Source organism: Nocardioides panaciterrulae (assembly GCF_013409645.1).
In the GTDB taxonomy this organism is placed as follows: Bacteria; Actinomycetota; Actinomycetes; order Propionibacteriales; family Nocardioidaceae; genus Nocardioides; species Nocardioides panaciterrulae.
This window is the reverse complement of sequence record NZ_JACCBG010000001.1, coordinates 2,378,409-2,400,291: the sequence shown is the minus strand read 5'-3', so window position 1 is coordinate 2,400,291 and position 21,883 is coordinate 2,378,409. Positions and strand designations below refer to the sequence as shown.

The following is a 21,883-nucleotide window of genomic DNA, read 5'->3' as shown; positions in this document are numbered from 1 at the left end:
CTCGGAAGGCTCACCTATGCCCTCACCACGCAAGATCACGGCCGTCCTGGGCGGCTTCGCGCTGGTCAGCAGCGGGGTGGCCCTGGCCGCCACCGCTCCGGCCGTCGCCAGCACCGACGGCACCGGCCTCGTCATCAGCGAGGCGTACGGCGGTGGTGGCAACTCCGGCGCCACCCTGAAGAACGACTTCGTCGAGCTCTACAACCCCACGTCGGCGCCGATCAGCGTCGAGGGCCTGTCGATCCAGTACCGCAGCAGCGGCAGCGCGAACCCGGCCAGCGGTGTCACCGAGCTGCACGGCAGCGTGCCGGCCGGCGGGCACTACCTGGTCGAGGAAGCGGCGGGGGCCGGCGGGACCACCGACCTCCCCACCCCGGACGCCACCGGCACCACGGCCATGTCCGGCAGCGCGTTCACCGTGTGGCTCGCCGAAGGCACGGCCGCGCTGAACCCGCCGACCGGGGACGCTGCGGGCACCACCGGGGTCGTCGACCTCGTCGGGGTCAACAGCAACACCTTCGAGGGCGCGAAGACCGGCGGGGTCTCCAGCACCGCGTCCGCACAGCGGGCCGCCGCCGGCACCGACACCGACGTCAATTCGGCCGACTTCACGATCACCGCGCCGACGCCGGAGTCCTCGAACGGCGACGGCGGCGCTGGTGGCGGCGGCGGTGGCGACACCGGCACCCCGGTGGACGCGACCATCGCCGAGATCCAGGGGACGGGCAGCAGCTCGCCGCTGGCCGGGAAGGACGTCACCACGGTGGGCGTCGTCACGGCGGCGTACCCCTCGGGTGGTTTCTACGGCTACGTGATCCAGACCCAGGGCACGGGTGGCGCGGACGACGCGACGCCGGGCGCGTCCGACGGGGTCTACGTCTACCAGCCCTCGGGTGCCGTGACGGTGCAGCCGGGCGACTACGTGCAGGTCACCGGCTCGGTCAGCGAGTACGGCGGCCTCACCGAGCTGACCGTGCCGGCCACCGGCGTCACCGAGCTGAGCGCCGCTCACCAGGAGGTCACGGCCCTCAAGGGCGATCTCCCGACGACGGACGCCGGCCGGGAGGCCCACGAGAGCGAGCTGCTCGACCTCTCGGGGCAGCACTTCACGGTCACGGACAACTACACCACCAACCAGTACGCCGAGATCGGGCTGGCCACCGGCGACACGCCGCTGATCACCCCGACGGAGATGGCCGACGCCCAGGACGCCGCCGCGGTCGCCGCGGTCGAGGCCGACAACGCCGCCCGTGCGATCACGCTGGACGATGGGTCGAGCACCAACTTCCTGCCGTACGGCGGCGGCGACAACCAGGACATCCCGCTGCCCTGGCTCGGCACCGACAACCCGGTGCGGGTGTCCTCGGCCGCGACCTTCCACCAGCCGGTGGTGCTGGACTACCGCAACAAGACCTGGAAGCTCCAGCCGACCCACCAGGTCACCGACGAGGGCAAGGACGTCGTCACCTTCAGCGACACCCGCTCGGAGAACGCCGCTCCGCAGGACGTCGGCGGCGACCTGAAGCTGGCCACCTTCAACGTGCTGAACTACTTCCCGACCACGGGTGAGGAGTACGTCGCGGCCGGTGGCTCCTGCACGTACTACGAGGACCGCGACGGCGACCCCGTCACCGACAGGGACTGTGGTGAGAGCGGTCCGCGCGGCGCGGCCCAGGCCGAGGACCTCAAGCGCCAGCAGGACAAGATCGTGGCCGCGATCAACACCATGGACGCCGACATCGTGTCCCTGGAGGAGATCGAGAACTCGGTGAAGTTCGGCAAGGACCGGGACTACGCGCTGTCGACGCTGGTCGATGCGCTCAACCAGGCGGCCGGCACCACCCGATGGGCCTACGTGCCGTCGCCGGCCGCGAGCGACCTTCCCCCGCTCGACGAGCAGGACGTGATCCGCACCGCGTTCATCTACAACCCCGCGACCGTCCAGCCGGTGGGTGACTCCGAGGTGCTCGTCGGCTCGGCTGCGTTCTACGACGCCCGGGAGCCGCTGGCCCAGGCCTTCAGGCCGGCGGGCGCGAACGACGACACCACCTTCGGAGTGATCGTCAACCACTTCAAGTCCAAGGGCTCGGGGACCGATGACCACACCGGCCAGGGCAACGCCAACCCGGACCGCGTCGCGCAGGCCCACGACCTGCTGACCTTCGCCGACAAGTTCGAGGCCGACCGCGGCATCGACACGCTGTTCATGACCGGTGACTACAACGCCTACTCCATGGAGGACCCGGTCCAGGTCCTCGAGGACGGCGGCTTCACCAACCTTCAGTCCGACCAGGCCGACGAGTGGACCTACGACTTCGGGGGGATGGTCGGGTCGCTGGACCACGTGTTCGCCAACGCCGCGGCGTTCGCGGACGTCACGGGGGTGGACATCTGGAACATCAACGCCGACGAGGCGGTCGCGTTCGAGTACAGCCGCGACAACTACAACGCGACCGACTTCTACCAGGCGAACCAGTTCCGGGCCTCGGACCACGACCCGGAGATCGTCGGGATCGACATCCCTGGCTTCCCGGCCGAGGGGACCCTCCACGCCAAGGCGACGCCTCGCACGGTGACGGCGGGACGCACCCGGGTGAAGGTCCACGTCGACGTCCGGTCGGCCTCGGGCGCGACGCCCACCGGGACCGTGCAGGTCGTCGCGGACGGCAAGACCTACACCGTCGAGCTGGACCACGCGGGCCGGGCCCGGGTCCGGCTGGACCCGTTCGCCTCAGCCGGTACGCAGACGGTCGAGGTCTCCTACCTCGGTGACTCCGAGACCGGGCCCTCGAGCACCTCGGTGCAGGTCGAGGTGCTTAGCCAGCCGGGCCACGGTCACGGGGCCGGCCACGGCCACCACGGAGGCAGGCACGGCCACCACGGCGGCAGCCACGGGCACCACGGCGGTCACGGGCGCTGAGCAGCCCTCGTCAGTCCCGCACAGGGGGTCGGCCTTCGGGTCGGCCCCCTGTGCCGTTGCGCGGCCGGCCCGGTTCGGACAGTGCGGTCGGGCCGCCCTGGTGTCGGGCGACCCACACCGCGGCGGCCACGAGCAGCCCGCCGGTGACGATCAGGGTCAGCGCTGCCGAGAGCCGGCCAGGGAACCACGCCACGGCGGCGCGGGGCGTCGACTGCAGGACCGCCACGGCCGCCACGCCCAGCCAGGGCAGGCTGCGCTCGTAGAGGGCGAGGACCACCAGCGCCACCGCGGTGCCCAAGGCGAGCGCGATGCCCAGATCGTTGTCGATCGAGAGCCCACCGAAGGTGGCGACCAGGCCGCCGAGGGGCACGCCCGTCACGCGCGGTCGGAGCCAACCGGCCCACGCCGCCGCGGCCCAGACGGTCGCGGCGATCCAGACCATGCCGCCCGGCCAGGAGCTGTCGGTTCCGCCGATCTGGAAGCCGACGCCGATGGCGGTGAGCACCACGGGCACCAGCAGCGCCAGCTGCTGCAGCCAGGTCGGGCGCCGCCACCACAGCACCGCCGCGACGGCGGCGGTGCACGGCCCGACCACCAGCAACGACGACTCGTCCTGGCGATCGAGCACGTCGCTGGTGAAGACCACCATGAACGCGCCGGTCGCCGCCACGGCGAGCGCCCACAACACCGAGCGCAGCCGGGCCGCGGCGTCTCCCAGCCGCTCGGGCACCGCAACGCCGGCCGCGACCAGCGCGCACGCGGCCAGGGCGATGAGGAGCAGCCGCACGCCCGTCGGCAGGTCCGCCCAGAACAGGCTCCCCAGCAGGAGGGCGCCGACGAGCATGATGATCCCGCCGAGGTAGCCGAGCGCCTCGACGACGAGCGAGCCCTCTGCCGGCGGCCCGGGGACCGGACCGCCCGGGGCCGGACCGCCCGGGGCGGTGGCTCGCCGGGCCTCGTGCTCACCGACGGCGCGTGCCTGATCCGGGGAGATCAGCCCGGCGGTCACCCACTCGGCGAGGAGGTCGGGCAACGGGGGCGCGGGCGTCGGGCGATCGTGCTCGGTCCTGGTTCTCACGGACCCACGGTCGTGTTCGCACGGGTGCGGCCGGTAGGGCCGATGAGCCGGGGTGCCGGGGGCCGACGGACCACCCGTGCCCGGTGCCGGTGCACGGGTGGAGCCGTCAGCGCCCGGCCAGGTCGAAGGCGGCCTGCACCAGCGCCAGGTGGCTGAACGCCTGGGGGAAGTTGCCGACCATCCGTCCGTTCGCGGCGTCGTACTCCTCGGAGAGCAGGCCCACGTCGTTGACCAGGCCCACCAGCCGGTCGAAGAGGGCGTGCGCCTGGTCGCGGCGACCCGCCAGCGCGTAGGCGGACACCAGCCAGAACGAGCAGGCGAGGAACGGGTGCTCGTCACCGGACAGGCCGTCGACGCCGGACTGGGTGCGGTAGCGCAGCACCAGCCCGTCACGGATCAGGTCCTCCTCGATCGCCTTGATCGTGCCGAGGATCCGCGGGTCGTCACCGGGCAGGAACCCGATCTGGGGCAGCACGAGCAGCGAGGCGTCGACCTCGGTGGTGTCGTAGTGCTGGGTGAAGGTGCCGCGCTCGTGGTCGAAGCCGTGCGCCAGGATCTCCTCGTGCACGGCGTCGCGGATCTGCCGCCACCGCTCCACGGGGCCCTCCAGGCCGGACTTCTCCACCGCTCGCACGGCCCGGTCGAACGCGGCCCAGACCATCGCCCGGGAGTGCGTGAAGTGCTGCGGCTTGCCGCGGATCTCCCAGAGCCCGTTGTCGGGCTCCTGCCACTTCTCGGCGAGGTTCTCCACCAGCGCCACCTGGAGGGCCCAGGCGTTGCTGTCGGAGTCCGCGCCGGCATCGCGGGCGTGCTCCAGGGCGACCATCACCTCGCCCAGGACGTCGGACTGGTGCTGGTCGACCGCGGCGTTGCCGATCCGCACCGGCCGGGACTGCTCGTAGCCGGTCAGGTGGTCCAGGGTGCGCTCCGGGAGCCGACGGGCTCCGTCGACGGCGTACATGATCTGCAGGTCCTCGGGGTCGCCCGCAACGCTGCGCAGCAGCCAGCTCCGCCACAGCGTCGCCTCGTCGACGTAGCCCGCACGGACCAGCGAGGTCAGGGTCAGCGCGGCGTCGCGCAGCCAGCAGAAGCGGTAGTCCCAGTTGCGCTCGCCGCCGAAGTCCTCGGGCAGTGAGGTGGTCGGCGCGGCGACGATGCCGCCGGTCACCTCGTGGGTGAGCAGGCGCAGCGTGAGCAGGGAGCGCAGCACCACGTCGGCGTGCGGCAGGTCGTCGGGACAGCGGCCGGCCCAGGCCTCGTCGGCCTCGACGGTCGCGCGGATCCGGTCGCGCAGGTCGCCGAGGTCGTGCGGCTCGACGTGGGAGGGGAGCCAGGTGGTGGAGAAGACCAGCTCCTCGCCCTCGGTGACGTCGAAGGTGTCCTCGTGACGGTGGTCGGTGGCCCGGGGCAGCCGCGGACCCCGCAGCAGCAGCTGGTCGGGCCCGGCGATCGCGCTGATCACCTGCTCGCCCCCGATGGTCTGGCGGCGGACCCAGGGGCGGACCTTGCCGTAGTCGAACCGGATCACCCAGCGGTGGTGCATCCGGACGGTCCCGCGCACGCCGGTCACGCTTCGCACGACGTCGGCGCGCTGGTCGCCTCGCGGCATCAGGTCGGTCAGCGTCACCACGCCGGTGGCGGTCGTGAAGGTCGTCTCGAGCACCGCCGAGCCGCCCAGGTAGCGGCGGCTGGTCTCGTAGTCCCCCTCCGGGTGCAGCTGCCAGTGACCGTTCTCGTCGGAGCCGACGAGACCCGCCAGACAGGCGGGGGAGTCGAACCGCGGCAGACAGAGCCAGTCGATCGATCCGTTGCGGCCGACCAGCGCCGCGGTGCGCAGGTCGCCGATGAGTGCGTAGTCCTCGATAGGCAGTGCCATGCCGGCGAGACTACTGCCCGGGCTAGCATCGCGCGCATGACCGATCTCGACACCCGGGTGCACCTCCTGCTGCGCGCGGCGGCCCACACGGTGGCGACCGCGGAGTCGTTGACCGGTGGGCGGTTGGCGGTGCACTTCACGACCGTCCCGGGGTCGTCGGAGACCTATCTCGGCGGGGTCGTGACCTACGCCACCGAGGTGAAGGCCGCCATGCTCGACGTCCCCGGCGAGCTGATCGAGGAGCACGGCGTGGTCTCGGCCGAGTGCGCCAAGGCGATGGCCACCGGAGTCCGGGTGCTGACCGGCGCGTCGTTCGGCGTGAGCACCACCGGGGTGGCCGGACCGACCGAGCAGGAGGGCAAGGAGCCGGGGACGGTGTTCGTCGGCATCTCCGGCCCGGGCATCCTGGAGGCGGTCGACCTCCACCTGGAGGGCGGCCGGGAGGAGATCCAGGACCAGACCTGCGACCGGGCCCTGGAGGCTCTCGCCGCGATCCTCGCGGCGGAAGAAACCCCGCTCGGGTAGCGTTGACCCATCGACTCGTCACGGTCTGTCCGCGACGGGTGCAGGAGACCTCAGGGAGAGGAGACCCGCATGGTGCTGTTCCGTCGACTGCTCGGCGACGTCCTCCGCGGCCGCCGGATGCAGCGCGGGATGACCCTGCGCGAGGTCTCGGCCGAGGCGCGGGTCAGCCTGGGCTACATCTCGGAGATCGAGCGGGGCCAGAAGGAGGCGTCCTCCGAGCTGCTCGCGTCGCTGTGCCTAGCGCTGGACGCCCCGCTCTCCGACGTGCTCCGCGAGGTCTCCGACGCCGTGGCGATGGAGGAGTCGATGCTGGCGGCCACCCCGCTCACGGTGGCGCCGCAGGTGCGCGGCGACGAGGTCGTCGCCTCAGCCGCCTGAGCCGACCCCCGCTCCGGCGGTCGGCGTCGGCGGGGTCAGCCGGCCGTGGGCTGGCAGGCCGGGCACCAGTACGTCGCGCGCTCCCGGCCCTCCGGTCCGGTCATGTCCACCTCGACGGGGGTGCCGCACCGCCGGCAGGGGCGCTTGTCGCGGCGGTAGACCCACATCCGTTCGCGGTCGCGCAGGTCGCCGGTGGTCGACTGCACCGCGCGCTGCTTGTTCAGCTCCAACATCTGCTTGGCCCGCAGGACGAGGCGGCGCAGGTCGGGGACCTCGCCGACCGGGGTGCGGGGGTGCACGCCGCCGGTGAAGCAGAGCTCGGCCATGTACATGTTGCCGATCCCGGCCAGCCGGGTCTGGTCGAGCAGCACCTCGTTCAGCGGCCGGGCCGGGTCCTCGAGCAGCCGGCGCAGCGCTTCCTGCTCGTCCCAGTCCGGGCCGAGGAGATCGGGGCCGAGGTGGCCGACAACCTCGTGCTCCTGGGCCCGGGGCAGCAGCTCGACCACGCCGAGGGAGAAGCCCACGGCCTCGGCGCCCGCGGTGCGCAGGACGACCCGGGCCTGGTGGGCCGGCCGTCGCCAGCGCTCCCCGGGGGCATGGACCCGCCAGGCGCCCTCCATCTTCAGGTGGGTGTGCAGCGTCCACGCCTTCTGCGCGGTGTCGATGCGGGTGAGCAGGTGCTTGCCGCGGGAGACGGTCTCGAGCACGGTCGCGCCGGCGAGGTCGATCGTCGCGAGCTGCGGCACCCGGAAGTCGGTGGCGAGCAGGACGTGACCGGACAGCCGCCTGTCCAGCAGCCGGGCCGCCCGGTAGACGGTGTCGCCCTCAGGCACCGCTCGCCGTCCTCAGCCGCAGCCCCTTGGGGGTCGAGACGAAGCCGGCGGCCTGCAGCGCCTCGCGCAACGGCGTCGAGCCCGAGCCGAGCAGCTGCGCCCCGTCCGCCTTCTCGACCGTCATCCGGCCCAGGGTCCCGCGGTGCGCGGCAGCGGCCAGCGCGGCGGTTGCCGGCCCGAGCCGGTCCGGGTCCTCGCTCCAGGTGAGCAGGGTGCGCCCGCCACGCTCGACGTACAGCACGAGGCCGCCGTCCACCAGCACCGCCAGCGCTCCGGCCTTCCGGCCCGGACGGTGGCCGCTGCGCTCGTTCTCGGGCCAGGGCAGCGCCGCGCCGAACGGGTTCGCGGGGTCGGTGGCGGCCAGGGCGAGGGCCGTCGGCTCCCCGTCGTCGCGCCCGCGGGAGCCGGTCTCGGAGAACGTGCGCAGCCGGTCGATCGCGCCGGCCGTGCCGAACTGGGCGGCGCCGAGCCCGTCGACGAAGTAGCCCCGGCGGCAGCGGCCGGACTCCTCGAAGGCCGACAGCACCTTGTAGACCGCGGCGAAGCCGCCCGGCACCCGCTCGCTCACGGCGGCGCCGCGGATCACGACGCCGTGCCGGTCGAGGAGCCGCTCGGCGGTGGCGTGCGCCCGGCGGGTGGGGTCCTGGTCGAGGTCCGGCAGCACCGCCCAGCGGCCGGCGGTCTCGGGGGGCCCGCTGCGCGCGGGCATCCGGCCGCGGGTCGTGGAGGACATCCGCACCCGCGGGGGTGGACGGCGACTGCGGTGGCTGGGGGTGCCGCTGCGGGTCAGCGCGCGCAGCGGGGCGAGCGTGTCGTTGCTGATCCGTCCGGCCCAGACCAGGTCCCACAGGGCTGCGGACAGCGCACGGTCGTCTGCGGCGCCGACGCCGGCGGCGAGCTGGCGGAAGAACCACGCGCCGCCCGGCGCCAGCGCCTGCAGCACCGCCTCGTGCAGCTCGGAGAGCTCGAGCGGCTGGGGCTCGGGCAGGGTCAGGGGCGCGGAGTCGGCGAGGTGCAGCGACACCCAGCCGTCGGCGCCCGGAAGGCTGGCGTGGCCGGCCCAGACGACCTCGCCGGAGGTGGTGAGCTCGTCGAGGTAGGACGGCTCGTAGTCGCGCACGCGGCAGGCGAGCACCAGCGGCTCGAGCGCCGAGGCCGGCACCGGGCAGCCCGCGAGCTGGTCGACGACCGCCAGCACCCCGTCGACGCCGCGCAGCCCCTTGCCGGCCGAGCCCGCCGGGGCCACGTGCTGCCAGGCCGCCAGGAAGCGGGCGAGCGCGGCCGGCTCCACCGGCTCGACCTCCTTGCGCAGCCGCGCGAGCGAACGACGGCGCAGCCGACGCAGCACCTCGGCGTCGCACCACTCGGTGCCCGACCCGGCGGGCCGGAACTCGCCGTCGAGCACCCGTCCGTGGGCGGCCAGCCGCTGGAGGGTGTGGCGGACGACCGCCGCCCCCAGGCCGAAGCGCTCGGCCACCTGCTCGGTGGTGAACGGGCCGTGGGTGCGGGCGTAGCGCGAGACCAGGTCGCCCAGCGGGTCCTCGACCGGCTCGGTGAACGCCTCGGGGGTGCCGGGCGGCACCGGGACCCCGAGGCCGTCGCGCAGCCTCGGCACGTCCTCGACCTGGGCCCACCGCTCCTCGCCCGCGACGCGCACCAGGACGGCCCGGCGCTGGTCGGCCAGGCTCCCCAGCCACGCCCCGGGATCGCCGTCGTCGGTGCAGCGCTGCGCGACCTCCGCCCCGCTGAGCGGGCCGAGCACGCGCAGCAGGTCGGCGACGCCCTCGGCGTCCCGGGCGCGGCGGTCGGCGGCGAGCCGCTGGAGCTCGGCCTCGGTCTCGGCGAGCACCTCGGGATCCAGCAGCTCGCGCAGCTCGGCACGGCCGAGCAGCTCGGCGAGCAGGCCCTGGTCCAGCGAGAGCGCGGCGGCCCGGCGCTCGGCGATCGGGGAGTCACCCTCGTACATGAACTGCGCGACATAGCCGAAGAGCAGGCTGCGCGCGAACGGCGAGGGTGCCGGGGTGGAGACGTCGACCACCTGCAGCTCGCGGCGCTCCACCCGCTGCATGAGCGCGACCAGCGAGGGCAGGTCGTAGACGTCCTGCAGGCACTCGCGCACGGCCTCGAGCACGATCGGGAAGGACGGGTACTGGGCGGCCACCTCGAGCAGCGCCGCCGAGCGCTGCCGCTGCTGCCACAGCGGGGACCGGCGACCCGGATCGCGGCGGGGGAGCAGCAGCGCCCGGGCCGCGCACTCCCGGAACCGGGCGGCGAACAGCGCCGAGCCGCCGACCTCGTGGGTGACGAGGTCCTCGATCTCGGCGGCCTCGAAGACGATCACGTCGCCGGCCGGAGGCTCGGCGTCGCTGTCGGGGATGCGGATCACGATCCCGTCGTCGGAGGCGACCGCCTGGCCGTCCACGCCGTACCGCTCCCGCAGCCGGGCGTTGATCGCGAGTGCCCAGGGAGCGTGCACCGGCGTGCCGAAGGGGGAGTGCACCACCAGTCGCCAGTCGCCGAGCTCGTCGCGGAAACGCTCGACCACCAGGGTGCGGTCGCTGGGCAGCGCGTTGGTCGCCTCGGCCTGCTCGTGCAGGTAGGTGACCAGGTTGCCGGCCGCCCACTCGTCCAGGCCGCCGTCGCGCGCCCGGCGGGTCGCCTGGTCGCGGGGGAGCGCCGCGAGCTCCCGGGTGAAGGCGCCGATCGCCTCGCCCAGCTCGGCCGGCCGGCCGAGCGCGTCCCCCTTCCAGAACGGCAGCCGACCGGGGACGCCCGGGGCGGGAGTGACGAGGACCCGGTCGTGGGTGATGTCCTCGATCCGCCAGCTGGTGGCACCCAGCGCGAAGATGTCGCCCACCCGCGACTCGTAGACCATCTCCTCGTCGAGCTCGCCGACCCGGCGGCCGGGGCCCTCCCCTCCGACCAGGAAGACCCCGAAGAGGCCGCGATCGGGGATCGTGCCGCCACTGGTGACGGCCAGCCGCTGGGCGCCCGGACGCCCGGTGAGCACGCCGGTGACCCGGTCCCAGACGATGCGCGGCCGCAGCTCGGCGAAGTCGTCGGAGGGGTAGCGGCCCGAGAGCAGGTCGAGGGTCGCGTCGTAGGCCGACCGGGGCAGCGAGGTGAACGGCGCGCTGCGGCGCACGAGGTCGAACAGGTCGTCGGCCGTCCAGGCCTCCAGCGCCGTGGTCGCGACCACCTGTTGGGCGAGCACGTCGAGCGGGTTGGCCGGGACGCGCAGTGACTCGATGTCGCCCGAGCGCATCCGCTGCACGGCCACGGCGGTCTGGGCGAGGTCGCCGCGGTGCTTGGGGAACAGCACGCCCCGGGAGACCTCGCCGACCTGGTGACCGGCGCGGCCGACGCGCTGCAGGGCGCTCGCGACGCTGGGCGGCGACTCGATCTGGACGACCAGGTCGACCGCGCCCATGTCGATGCCGAGCTCGAGGCTGCTGGTCGCGACCACGCACGGCAGCCGGCCGCGCTTGAGGTCGTCCTCGATGACCGCGCGCTGCTCCTTCGACACCGAGCCGTGGTGGGCCTTGGCGATCACGACCTCGGCGCCACCGCCGGAGCCGGACTGCGCCATCAGCTGGGCCGGGCTGGCGTCCGGCTCGGGCAGGGCCGCCCCGGCGCGGGCGGTGGCGATCTCGTTGAGGCGTGCGGTGAGCCGCTCGGACAGGCGCCGGGAGTTGGCGAACACGATCGTGGAGCGGTGCTGCTCGATCAGGTCGACGACCCGCTCCTCGACGTGCGGCCAGATCGACTGGCTGCGCTGTGGGTCCTCGCTGTCCTCGTCGTACTCGTCGGGGGCGGTCATGTCCTCGACCGGGACGACGACCTCGAGGTCCCACCGCTTCTCCGACGGCGGGGCGACGATCTCGACCGGAGCGGTGCCGCCCAGGAACCTGGCGACCTCCTCCAGCGGGCGCACCGTCGCCGACAGCCCGATGCGCTGCGCGGGTTTCTCGAGGAGCGCGTCGAGCCGCTCCAGGGAGACCGCGAGGTGGGCGCCGCGCTTGCTGCCCGCGACCGCGTGCACCTCGTCGAGGATCACCGTCTCCACGCCACGCAGGGACTCCCGCGCCTGCGAGGTCAGCATCAAGAAGAGCGACTCCGGGGTGGTGATGAGGATGTCGGGCGGCGTGCTCGAGAGCCGGCGGCGGTCCGCGGCGGTGGTGTCGCCCGAGCGCAGGCCCACGGTCACCTCGGGCACCTTCGCGCCCAGCCGGTCGGCGGTGTGCCGGATGCCGGTCAGCGGCGCGCGCAGGTTGCGCTCGACGTCCACCGCCAGCGCCTTGAGCGGGGAGACGTAGAGCACCCGACAGCGCTTGCTGCGGTCCTCCGGCGGCGGTTCGGCCATCAGCCGGTCCAGGGACCACAGGAACGCCGACAGCGTCTTGCCCGAGCCCGTCGGCGCCACCACCAGGGCGTGGCGCCCGGCTCCGATCGCCTCCCACGCCCCGGTCTGCGCCGGGGTCGGCTCGGCGAACGCCGCGCCGAACCAGGTGCGGGTGGGCTCGCTGAAGCGCTCGAGGACGTCGGTCACCTCCTCATCCTTACCCATGGCACCGACACCGGGCCCGTCGTGAGGCGCGGCGCCCGGACGCGCGTGGCCGCGCCCGCTCTTCGGCCCCGACCGGAGCGACTAGTGTCGAAAGTCGGATGTGACTGTCGGTGGAGTTGTCTAGGGTTCTGCCACGTGGACGAATCGATGATCCTGGCGCGCGGCCTGCGCAAGTCCTTCGGTGACTTCGAGGCGGTGCGTGGCATCGACGTCGACGTGCGTCGGGGAGAGGCGTTCGGCTTCCTCGGGCCCAACGGTGCCGGCAAGTCCTCCACGATGCGGATGGTGGCCGCGGTCTCGCCCGTCAGCGGAGGCGAGCTGCGGATCCTCGGGCTCGACCCGGCGGTCGACGGTCCGTCGATCCGGGCGCGGATCGGGGTCTGTCCGCAGGAGGACACCCTGGACACCGAGCTCACGGTGCGCGACAACCTCTACGTCTACGGGCGCTACTTCGGCCTGCCCCGCAAGGAGGTCCGGGAGCGCGTCGAGGAGCTGCTGGAGTTCGTCCAGCTGACCGAGAAGTCCGGCGCCATGGTCGAGGACCTCTCCGGCGGCATGAAGCGACGGCTCACCATCGCGCGGTCGCTGATCAACCGGCCCGACGTGCTGCTGCTCGACGAGCCCACCACCGGCCTCGACCCGCAGGCGCGACACGTGGTGTGGGACCGGCTGTTCCGGCTCAAGCAGCAGGGGGTGACCCTGGTGCTCACCACCCACTACATGGATGAGGCCGAGCAGCTGTGCGACCGCCTGGTGGTGATGGACAAGGGCCTCATCGTCGCCGAGGGGTCCCCGCTGGAGCTGATCGGGGCCCACTCCACCCGCGAGGTGGCCGAGCTCCGGTTCGGGGTGGGGGAGCACGAGGCGCTCGCGGAGAAGGTGGCCGACCTCGGCGACCGGGTCGAGGTGCTGCCCGACCGGCTGCTCGTCTACAGCGACGACGGCGAGGAGGTCATCGCCCGGGTGCACGAGCGGGGCCTGCAGCCGGTCGCGGTGCTGGTGCGCCGGTCGACCCTGGAGGACGTCTTCCTGCGCCTCACCGGCCGGACGCTGGTCGACTGATGGCTCTCGATCACCTCGACCAGGTCGACCACCGGGAGAGCTCCGCGCCGCGCGGCCTCCTCGACGGCGCGGGCCGGCTGCTCGACTACTGGACCATCGTCTACAAGCGCACCTGGAAGGGCAGCGTCATCTCGTCCTTCGTGACGCCGCTGCTCTACGTCCTGGCGATGGGGGTGCTGCTGGGCGGCTTCATCAAGGGCGACCCCGCCAAGCTCGACGGCGCCACGTCGTACCTCGCCTTCGTCGCGCCCGGCATGGTCGCCGCCCAGGCGATGACCACGGCCTTCGGCGAGGTGACCTACCCGGTCATGGGCATGGTGAAATGGCACAAGACCTACTTCGGCATGATCGCCAGCCCGCTGAGCGTCTCCGAGGTGATCCTGGCCCACCTCGGCTTCGTCACCTTCCGCGTCGCGACCACCTGCGCGGTGTTCCTGGCCGTGATGGCGCCGTTCGGCGTCTTCGCCTCGGTGGCCGGCGTCGTCGGCGCCTTCTTCGTGCAGCTGCTGCTCGGCCTCGCGTTCGCCACGCCGATCTATGCCTTCTCGGCGGGGCTGAAGGACGAGAGCGCGTTCGCCCTCGTCTTCCGGCTCGGGATGATCCCGCTGTTCCTGTTCTCCGGGGCGTTCTTCCCCATCTCCAACCTCGACGCGTGGATGGAGGCGCTCGCGCGGATCACCCCGCTGTGGCACGGCGTCGACCTCACGCGGATGCTCACGCTCGGGCACCTCGACTGGCCGATGGCCCTGGTGCACGTGGCCTATCTGGCCGCGCTGGCCGTCGCCGGCTGGTTCTGGGCCGTGCGCCGGCTCACCCGAAGGATGGTGTCGTAGCCATGGCCATGCTGACGACGAGCGTCGGGCGCGCCGCGGCCTCCCCGGTGTCCGCGGGCGAGGCGACCGGCCTGCTGCTCTACCGCAACTACCTGGCGTACCGCCGGGCCTGGTACATCTTCATCAGCGGCTTCCTCGAGCCGGTCTTCTACCTGTTCTCGATCGGCGTCGGCGTCGGCCAGCTGGTCACCGGCTTCCAGTTCAACGGGCAGACCATCCCGTACGCCGAGTTCGTGGCGCCGGGCATGCTGGCGGCCTCCGCGATGAACGGCTCGCTGCTGGACTCGACGTTCAACTTCTTCTTCAAGCTGAAGTACAACAAGCTCTTCGACCAGATGCTGGCGACGCCGTTGACCACCATGGACATCGCCCGCGGCGAGCTGAGCTGGTCGCTGCTGCGTGGCGGCATCTACTCCGCGGCGTTCCTGGGGGTGATGCTCGCGATGGGGCTGGTGAGCTCCTGGTGGGCCGTGCTGGTGGTGCCCGCCGCGCTGCTGATCGGCCTGGCGTTCGGCGGCGTGTGCATGGCGCTGACCACCTGGATGCGCAGCTGGCAGGACTTCGAGTTCGTCACGCTGGCGACACTGCCGATGTTCCTGTTCTCGGCCACGTTCTTCCCGGTCACCGCGTTCCCGCCGGTGGTCCGCTGGATCGTGGAGTGCACCCCGCTCTACCGCGGCGTGGTGCTGTGCCGCGAGCTCGCCACGGGTGCGCTGTCGTGGGGCTCGGCGGTCTCGGTCGTCTACCTGGTGACGATGGGGCTCGTCGGGCTCGTCGTGGTGGGACGCCGGCTCGACAAGCTGCTGCTCACCTGAGGGTCCCTGGGTCGAGGCCGCCCCGGTGGTCCGGCGGCCGGCGTCGGTCGACAGCCCCCTCGCCGGGGACCGGCCGCCGTTGAGAGGATGTCGGCCTGCCACGACGAGGAGGGAAGCATGAGGCACACGGAGTTCTGGGCGCGGATGGACGCGGCGCTCGGTCCGGCGTACTCCCGGACGTGGGCCGACCAGTTCGTCATGGCCGAGCTCGGCGGTCGCACGGCCGCGCAGGCGCTGGCGGACGGCGTGTCGACCAAGCAGGTCTGGGCGGCGGTCTGGCAGGCCCTGGGGCTGCCGGCGTCCGAGCGATGAGCGACGCCCCGCCGCATCCGTCGCGTCCGCTGCTGGACGCGGGCGAGGCACAGCGGCGCACCGTGCGCACGCTGGTGGCGGCGCAGGCGGTCGGAGCCATGGGGATCACCATCGGCATCACCACCGCCTCCCTGCTGGCCCGCGACCTCTCGGGGTCGGAGAGCCAGGCGGGCCTGGCACAGACCTTCCAGGTGCTCGGCGCCGCGGTGGCGTCCTACCTGCTGGCCCGGCTGATGTCCCGGCGCGGGCGCCGGGTGGGGCTGGTGACCGGCTACCTGCTGGGCGCGTGCGGCGCGCTCACCGCGGTGCTGGCCGGCGTGGTGGGGTCGATGGCGCTGCTGCTGGCCGGGGCGATCCTGCTCGGCGCGACCACGGCGGCGAACAGCGGTGCCCGCTACGCCGCGACGGACCTCGCCCCGGCCGCCCACCGCGGCCGCGCGCTGTCGCTTGTGGTCTGGGCGTCGACGATCGGAGCCGTGGCCGGGCCCAATCTCACCGGGCCCGCCGGCGCTCTGGCCCGGACGATCGGCATCCCGGTGCTGACCGGTCCGTTCGCGATCGGCAGCCTCGGCATGCTGGCGGCCGCCGCGGTCGTCTGGGCGCTGCTGCGGCCCGACCCGCTGCTGCTGTCCCGGGAGCTGGAGGGGACGCCCGCGACGGGTGTCCGCCCCGGCACGTCGTGGGCCCGGGTGCTGGACGCGGTGCGGCAGCGGCCGGTCCTGGCGTACGCCGTCACCGGCCTTGCCGCGGCGCACGCGGTGATGGTCGCGGTGATGGTGATGACGCCGCTGCACATGGCGCACGGCGGCGCCGAGCTGCGGGTCATCGGGATCGTGATCAGCGTCCACGTGCTCGGCATGTTCGCCTTCTCGCCGCTGGTCGGGGTCGCCGCCGACCGGTTCGGTCGCGCCCTGACCATGGGCACCGGCGCGGTGGTGCTCTGGGTGTCGCTGGTGCTCTGCGCCGAGTCGCCCGAGGGCAGCTCGTGGCAGATCCTCGCGGGACTGTTCCTGCTGGGCCTGGGCTGGTCGTTCGCGACCGTGTCCGCCTCCACGCTGATCGCCGACCATGCGCCGCTGGACGTCCGTCCCGACGTGCAGGGCGCCGCGGACCTGGTCATGGGCGTCACCGCCGCGGCCGCCGGGGGCGTCGCGGGCTGGGTCGTCGGCGGCTGGGGCTACGTGATGCTGGCCTGGTTCGCGGCGGCGCTGGTCATCGCGGTCGGCGTGGGCGCCCTGGGCGCCGGCCGGTCGGCCACGCTGCTGGCAGAGTGACCCCATGACCGCGACGCCCCCCGACAGCCTCGTCCACGCGCCGGTCGGCGTCGCCGTCATCGGCGGCACCGGCTTCTACTCGTTCCTCGACGAGCCGCAGCACGTCACCGTCGACACGCCGTACGGCGCTCCCTCGGCGGCCATCGCGGTCGGCAGCGTCGCCGGGCGCCGGGTGGCGTTCCTGCCCCGGCACGGGGTCCACCACGAGCACCCGCCGCACCGGATCAACTACCGGGCGAACCTCTGGGCGTTGCGCTCGCTCGGCGTCCGGCATGTGCTGGCACCGTGCGCCGTCGGGGGACTGCGTCCGGAGGTGGCGCCCGGCGACGTCGTCGTGCCCGACCAGCTCGTCGACCGCACCAGCGGGCGGATCCAGACCTACGTGGAGACCGGGGCGGTGCACCTGCCCTTCGCCGACCCCTACTGCCCGCGGCTCTCCGGCACCGTCGCGGCCGCCGACCCCCGGGTGCGCAGGGGCGGCACGATGGTCGTGGTCGAGGGGCCGCGGTTCTCCACGCGCGCGGAGTCGCGGCACTACGCCGACCAGGGCTGGACGCTGGTCAACATGACCGGCCACCCCGAGGCGGTGCTGGCCCGGGAGATGCGGCAGTGCTACACCGCGATCGCGCTGGTCACCGACATGGACGCGGGTGCCGACACCGGTTCGGGCGTGGGCCAGGAGGAGGTGTTCGCGCTGTTCCGCGCGAACCTCGAACGGCTCAAGGACCTGCTCACCGCCACGATCAAGGACCTGCCCGAGCCCGACGGGTGCACCTGCACGACGTGGGCGCAGGGCCTCGAGCTCACCTACGAGATCCCGGGCGGGGATCGCTGAGCGCGTTCGTGACGACACGCCGGGCCCGCTCCGTGAGTCGAACACGTGTTCGGGCTACATTGGCCGCACAGGTGACGCGAGGGTCGACGTCGTCCCCAGCTCGCCGGTCTCCCGACCGGCACTGTCGGCGGTCCCGTCTAGCGTCTGGCAGACGATGACAACACAAGGACGAACCCGACCACGACGCGGGGCCGCGACGCCCCCGAAGGAGAAGAACGACATGGCTGGAGACCGCGACAAGGCGCTCGACGCCGCGCTCGCCAACATCGAGCGCCAGTTCGGCAAGGGCTCGGTGATGCGGCTCGGCGACGAGACCCGCGCCCCGCTCGAAGTGATCCCCACCGGTTCGATCGCGCTCGACGTGGCGCTGGGCCTCGGCGGCCTGCCGCGCGGCCGGGTCGTCGAGATCTACGGCCCCGAGTCCTCCGGCAAGACGACGGTCGCCCTGCACGCGGTGGCCAGCGCGCAGCGCGCCGGTGGCATCGTCGCGTTCATCGACGCCGAGCACGCGCTGGACCCGGACTACGCGAAGAACCTCGGCGTCGACACCGACGCACTGCTGGTCTCCCAGCCCGACTCCGGTGAGCAGGCCCTGGAGATCGCCGACATGCTGATCCGCTCCGGCGCGCTGGACCTGATCGTGATCGACTCCGTGGCGGCGCTGGTGCCGCGCGCCGAGATCGAGGGCGAGATGGGCGACAGCCACGTGGGTCTGCAGGCCCGGCTGATGAGCCAGGCGCTGCGCAAGATGACCGGTGCCCTGAACAACTCGAAGACCACCGCGATCTTCATCAACCAGCTGCGCGAGAAGATCGGCGTGATGTTCGGCTCGCCGGAGACCACGACCGGTGGTCGCGCGCTGAAGTTCTACGCGTCGGTCCGTCTCGACGTGCGCCGCATCGAGACGCTCAAGGACGGCACCGACATGGTCGGCAACCGCACCCGCGTCAAGGTCGTGAAGAACAAGGTCGCCCCGCCGTTCAAGCAGGCCGAGTTCGACATCATGTACGGCAAGGGGATCAGCCGCGAGGGCGGCCTGATCGACGTGGGGGTCGAGGCGGGCCTGGTCCGCAAGGCCGGCGCTTGGTACACCTACGAGGGCGACCAGCTCGGCCAGGGCAAGGAGAACGCCCGCAACTTCCTGCGGGACAACCCCGACCTGGCCGACGAGCTCGAGAAGAAGATCCTCGAGAAGCTCGGCGTCGGGCCGCAGGTCGACGCCGAGGCGCCGGCGGACCCGCTGGGCGTCGATGCGTTCTGAGTCGGATCCCGACGGGTTCGGGGACGACCGGCCGCCCCCCGGGTGGCTCGGTGACGTCGCCGCCGGGGTGGACGCCTGGACGCAGCGCGCGTCCGGCCCCACCCCGGCGGTCCCGGACGAGGGGCCGCAGCCACGAGGTCGGCGGGGGAGGCCCGGAGCCGCGTCGAAGACGCGGCGGCGGGAGCCGGCGCCCGAGGACCCGGCCGCGCGCGGCCCCGAGGCCGACCCCGAGTCGGTGGCGCGCAAGATCCTGCTCGACCAGCTGACCGGGCAGGCCCGTAGCCGTCAGCAGCTGGCCGACAAGCTGGCGGCCAAGGACGTGCCGGCCGACCTGGCGAACCGGTTGCTGGACCGGTTCGAGGAGGTCGGCCTGATCGACGACGAGGCGTTCGCCCGGGCGTGGATCGCCTCCCGGCAGCCGGGCAAGGGCCTGGCCCGCCGGGCGCTGGCCCAAGAGCTGCGTCGCAAGGGGGTCGACGACGAGGTCGCACGCACCGCGCTCGACGAGATCGACCCCGCGGACGAGGAGCAGGCGGCCCGCGCGCTGGTGCGCAAGAAGCTCCGGTCGCTGACCCGGGTCGACGACACGACCGCCACCCGTCGGCTGGTGGGGCTGCTGGCCCGCAAGGGCTACGCCTCGGGCCTGGCGTTCTCGGTGGTGCGGCAGGAGCTGTCGGCCGCCGGCCGGGACGAGCCCGCCGGCGATTGACAGCCCGGCCAGAATGTCGGCGTGGCTGACGAGCGCGAGGTCCTGACCTATGAGCTGTTCGGGAACGCGGTGCAGGACCTGGCCCGCCAGGTCGTGGACTCCGGCTACGAGCCCGACCTGATCCTCTCGATCGCGCGCGGCGGCCTCGGGCTCGGGATGGGCCTGGGCTACGCCCTGGACGTCAAGAACCTCTCCGCGGTCAACGTGGAGTTCTACACCGGGGTCGACGAGCGCCTCGAGGTCCCGATCATGCTGCCGCCCACGCCGGCGGCGGTCGACCTGGCCGGGCTGCGGGTGCTGGTCGCCGACGACGTCGCCGACACCGGCAAGACCCTCGAGATCGTCCGCGACTTCTGTGCCGCCCACGTCGCCGAGGCCCGGATGGCCGTGATCTACGAGAAGCCGTGGACGGTGGTGCATCCCGACTACGTGTGGCGGCGCACCGAGCGATGGATCGACTTCCCCTGGTCGTCCGCCCCGCCGTTGGTGGACCGCCGCGGTGGTCTCGCGCACTGACCGGCGCGGCCGGCTGACCGGCTCGCCGCGCGCACGAGGTGCGGCGTTTGGCCGGCTGACATGATGGCGGCCATGACCTCGCACCCGCTGCGCCTGCCCCCCGGTCGCGTCGACCTCACCGAGATCGACCCCGGCAGCACCGCACTCTTCGACGGAGGCAAGAAGGACGCCAAGGCGGCGCTGTTCGCCATGGGCGAGGAGCTCTCGGATCTCCAGGAGCGGCTGTTCGCCCAGGGGAGGTCCGGTGCCACCCGCCGGCTGCTGCTGGTGCTGCAGGGCATGGACACCTCGGGCAAGGGCGGGGTGCTCAAGCACACCGTCGGCCTCGTGGACCCGCAGGGGGTGCGGATCACGTCGTTCAAGGCCCCCACCGAGGAGGAGCGCCACCACGACTTCCTCTGGAGGATCCGCCGGGCGCTCCCCGAGGCGGGCTACCTCGGGGTCTTCGACCGCTCGCACTACGAGGACGTGCTGATCGGCCGGGTCCGCGAGCTGGCCGATCCGGAGGAGATCGAGCGCCGCTACACGGCGATCAACGACTTCGAGCGGGAGCTGGTCGACGACGGCACCACCGTGGTCAAGTGCATGCTCCACATCTCGCCGGACCAGCAGCGTGAGCGGCTGCTGCGCCGGTTGGACAAGCCGAGCAAGCACTGGAAGTACAACCCGGGCGACATCGACGAGCGCGGCCAATGGCCGCGCTACCGCGAGGCCTACGAGGTGGCGCTGGAGCGGACCAACACCGAGCACGCCCCGTGGTTCGTGATCCCCAGCGACCACAAGTGGTACCGCAACCTGATGGTCGGCCGGCTGCTGCTCGACGTGCTTCGCGGCCTGCAGCTGGAGTGGCCGGAGGCCGACTTCGACGTCGAGGTCGAGCGCAAGCGGCTGCTCGACGAGTCCCCGATCGCATGATCGAGCGCGTCGCCGTCACCCGCTACGCCACGCCGTTGCGCGAGGGCGGCTCGCTGCCCGGATTGGTCGAGGCCGAGGACCTGGGCACCTACGTCTGCAAGTTCCGGGGCGCCGGGCAGGGCCTGCGGGTGCTGGTGGCCGAGGTCGTGGTCGGTGAGCTCGCGCGCCGGATCGGGCTGCGCACCCCGCGGCTGGTCGGGCTGGACCTCGACGTCGAGATCGCCCGCTACGAGGCCGACGAGGAGGTGCAGGACCTGTTGACCGCGAGCGTCGGCCTGAACCTCGGGGTGGACTTCCTGCCCGGGGCGTTCGGCTTCGACGGTTCGCTGCCCGCCGCCGACACGGTGGAGCCCGACGTCGGCGCCACGATCCTCTGGCTGGACGCCTTCACCGCCAACGTGGACCGCAGCTGGCGCAACCCCAACCTGCTGGTCTGGCACGGGCAGGTGTGGGTCATCGACCACGGGGCCGCGCTGTACTTCCACCACGGCTGGTCCGGCGGGGTGGGGGACCCGGCGCGCTTCGCCGCCCAGCCCTGGGACGCCGGCGACCACGTGCTCGGCGCGCACGTGAAGGGCCTGGCCGCCGCGGACGAGCGGATCCGGGCGGGGCTGGACCGCTCGGTGTTCGCCGAGGTGCTCGACGAGGTCCCCGACGAGTGGCTCGAACCTGTCCCGGGCACCGAGACGCCCGCGGCCGTGCGGGCGGCGTACGTCGACTTCCTGACCGCCCGGCTGGGCACCCGGCAGTGGCTTCCGGTGGAGGGTCCGGCATGAGCGCCCGGCTCGCCTACCAGTACGTCGTGGTCCGGTGCGTGCCCCGCGTCGACCGCGAGGAGTTCCTCAACGTCGGGGTGGTGCTCTACTGCCAGGCGGCCGACTACCTCCAGGGCGCCTGGGAGGTCGACCGTGACCGGCTGGCCGCCCTCGACCCCGGGATCGACTGCGACCAGGTCTGCGAGGGGCTGGCGTTCATCGAGGGCGTGTGTGCGGGGGACGCGCGGGGCGCGGCGGCCGCCGGGGTGCCCCTCGGCCAGCGGTTCGGGTTCCTCAAGGCGCCGCGCAGCACGGTCCTGCAGCCGGGCCCGGTCCACGGCGGCCTCACCTCCGACCCGGCCCGTCAGCTCGACCACCTGCTCTCCACCCTCGTCCGCTAGGCGGAGCCGGCGCGATGC

Annotated in this window: 19 protein-coding genes; 15 read left to right on the top strand and 4 right to left on the bottom strand. The window is 73.1% G+C overall.

Annotated elements, in window-relative coordinates:
- The first annotated feature begins 16 nt into the window (after window positions 1-16).
- Window positions 17-2,920, top strand: coding sequence for an ExeM/NucH family extracellular endonuclease (locus tag BJZ21_RS11345; protein WP_179663847.1), 2,904 nt, complete (start codon window positions 17-19; stop codon window positions 2,918-2,920).
- A 10-nt stretch (window positions 2,921-2,930) separates the two neighbouring features.
- Here BJZ21_RS11345 and BJZ21_RS11340 read toward each other — a convergent pair whose 3' ends face one another.
- Together BJZ21_RS11340 and BJZ21_RS11335 are read right to left on the bottom strand one after the other, a co-directional pair.
- Window positions 2,931-3,998: a DUF2157 domain-containing protein gene (locus BJZ21_RS11340; RefSeq protein ID WP_179663846.1), complete on the bottom strand. Its 1,068-nt coding sequence runs from the start codon at window positions 3,996-3,998 to the stop codon at window positions 2,931-2,933.
- Between the two features lie 106 nt (window positions 3,999-4,104).
- Entirely contained in the window at window positions 4,105-5,874 is a 1,770-nt protein-coding gene (locus BJZ21_RS11335) for a glycoside hydrolase family 15 protein (RefSeq protein ID WP_179663845.1), read from the bottom strand.
- Between the two features lie 36 nt (window positions 5,875-5,910).
- On the opposite strand from BJZ21_RS11335, the gene BJZ21_RS11330 reads away from it, so the two are divergent.
- Both BJZ21_RS11330 and BJZ21_RS11325 read left to right on the top strand, forming a co-directional pair.
- Window positions 5,911-6,399: a CinA family protein gene (locus BJZ21_RS11330; protein ID WP_179663844.1), complete on the top strand. Its 489-nt coding sequence runs from the start codon at window positions 5,911-5,913 to the stop codon at window positions 6,397-6,399.
- 69 nt (window positions 6,400-6,468) lie between these two features.
- Window positions 6,469-6,777, top strand: coding sequence for a helix-turn-helix domain-containing protein (locus BJZ21_RS11325; protein ID WP_179663843.1), 309 nt, complete (start codon window positions 6,469-6,471; stop codon window positions 6,775-6,777).
- Between the two features lie 35 nt (window positions 6,778-6,812).
- Here BJZ21_RS11325 and BJZ21_RS11320 read toward each other — a convergent pair whose 3' ends face one another.
- Window positions 6,813-7,610, bottom strand: a complete 798-nt coding sequence (locus BJZ21_RS11320; RefSeq protein ID WP_179663842.1) for an Fpg/Nei family DNA glycosylase — start codon at window positions 7,608-7,610, stop codon at window positions 6,813-6,815.
- Window positions 7,603-12,177: an ATP-dependent helicase gene (locus BJZ21_RS11315; RefSeq protein WP_179663841.1), complete on the bottom strand. Its 4,575-nt coding sequence runs from the start codon at window positions 12,175-12,177 to the stop codon at window positions 7,603-7,605. Before BJZ21_RS11315 ends, BJZ21_RS11320 begins: the two co-directional genes overlap by 8 nt.
- Window positions 12,178-12,312: 135 nt before the next feature.
- Here BJZ21_RS11315 and BJZ21_RS11310 point away from each other — a divergent pair, with 135 nt between their 5' ends.
- The 12 genes from BJZ21_RS11310 (at window position 12,313) to BJZ21_RS11255 (ending at window position 21,865) form a co-directional block, all read left to right on the top strand.
- Window positions 12,313-13,239 carry an ABC transporter ATP-binding protein gene (locus BJZ21_RS11310; protein ID WP_425490508.1) on the top strand — a complete coding sequence of 309 codons (927 nt, stop codon included), beginning with the start codon at window positions 12,313-12,315 and terminating at the stop codon, window positions 13,237-13,239.
- Window positions 13,239-14,072 carry an ABC transporter permease gene (locus tag BJZ21_RS11305; RefSeq protein ID WP_179663840.1) on the top strand — a complete coding sequence of 278 codons (834 nt, stop codon included), beginning with the start codon at window positions 13,239-13,241 and terminating at the stop codon, window positions 14,070-14,072. Before BJZ21_RS11310 ends, BJZ21_RS11305 begins: the two co-directional genes overlap by 1 nt.
- Before the next feature lie 2 nt (window positions 14,073-14,074).
- On the top strand, window positions 14,075-14,887 hold the full coding sequence (locus BJZ21_RS11300; protein WP_179663839.1) for an ABC transporter permease: 813 nt from the start codon (window positions 14,075-14,077) through the stop codon (window positions 14,885-14,887).
- A 117-nt stretch (window positions 14,888-15,004) separates the two neighbouring features.
- The gene (locus tag BJZ21_RS11295) at window positions 15,005-15,199 is read left to right on the top strand and encodes a DUF3046 domain-containing protein (protein WP_179663838.1); all 195 of its coding nucleotides are present in this window, start codon (window positions 15,005-15,007) and stop codon (window positions 15,197-15,199) included.
- Entirely contained in the window at window positions 15,196-16,473 is a 1,278-nt protein-coding gene (locus tag BJZ21_RS11290; RefSeq protein WP_179663837.1) for an MFS transporter, read from the top strand. Before BJZ21_RS11295 ends, BJZ21_RS11290 begins: the two co-directional genes overlap by 4 nt.
- Before the next feature lie 4 nt (window positions 16,474-16,477).
- Window positions 16,478-17,308: an S-methyl-5'-thioadenosine phosphorylase gene (locus BJZ21_RS11285; protein ID WP_179663836.1), complete on the top strand. Its 831-nt coding sequence runs from the start codon at window positions 16,478-16,480 to the stop codon at window positions 17,306-17,308.
- A 220-nt stretch (window positions 17,309-17,528) separates the two neighbouring features.
- Entirely contained in the window at window positions 17,529-18,569 is a 1,041-nt protein-coding gene (gene recA / locus BJZ21_RS11280; RefSeq protein ID WP_179663835.1) for a recombinase RecA, read from the top strand.
- Window positions 18,559-19,278 (top strand): regulatory protein RecX, encoded by a 720-nt coding sequence (locus BJZ21_RS11275; RefSeq protein ID WP_179663834.1) that lies wholly within the window; start codon window positions 18,559-18,561, stop codon window positions 19,276-19,278. The genes recA and BJZ21_RS11275 overlap by 11 nt, the downstream gene beginning before the upstream one ends.
- A gap of 21 nt (window positions 19,279-19,299) precedes the next feature.
- Window positions 19,300-19,794 carry a phosphoribosyltransferase family protein gene (locus tag BJZ21_RS11270; protein ID WP_179663833.1) on the top strand — a complete coding sequence of 165 codons (495 nt, stop codon included), beginning with the start codon at window positions 19,300-19,302 and terminating at the stop codon, window positions 19,792-19,794.
- Window positions 19,795-19,866: 72 nt separating this feature from the next.
- Complete coding sequence (locus BJZ21_RS11265; protein WP_179663832.1) at window positions 19,867-20,709, top strand: polyphosphate kinase 2 family protein; 843 nt, start codon at window positions 19,867-19,869, stop codon at window positions 20,707-20,709.
- On the top strand, window positions 20,706-21,485 hold the full coding sequence (locus tag BJZ21_RS11260; protein WP_179663831.1) for a HipA family kinase: 780 nt from the start codon (window positions 20,706-20,708) through the stop codon (window positions 21,483-21,485). Before BJZ21_RS11265 ends, BJZ21_RS11260 begins: the two co-directional genes overlap by 4 nt.
- Window positions 21,482-21,865: a DUF3037 domain-containing protein gene (locus BJZ21_RS11255; protein ID WP_179663830.1), complete on the top strand. Its 384-nt coding sequence runs from the start codon at window positions 21,482-21,484 to the stop codon at window positions 21,863-21,865. The genes BJZ21_RS11260 and BJZ21_RS11255 overlap by 4 nt, the downstream gene beginning before the upstream one ends.
- Window positions 21,866-21,883 lie beyond the last annotated feature (18 nt).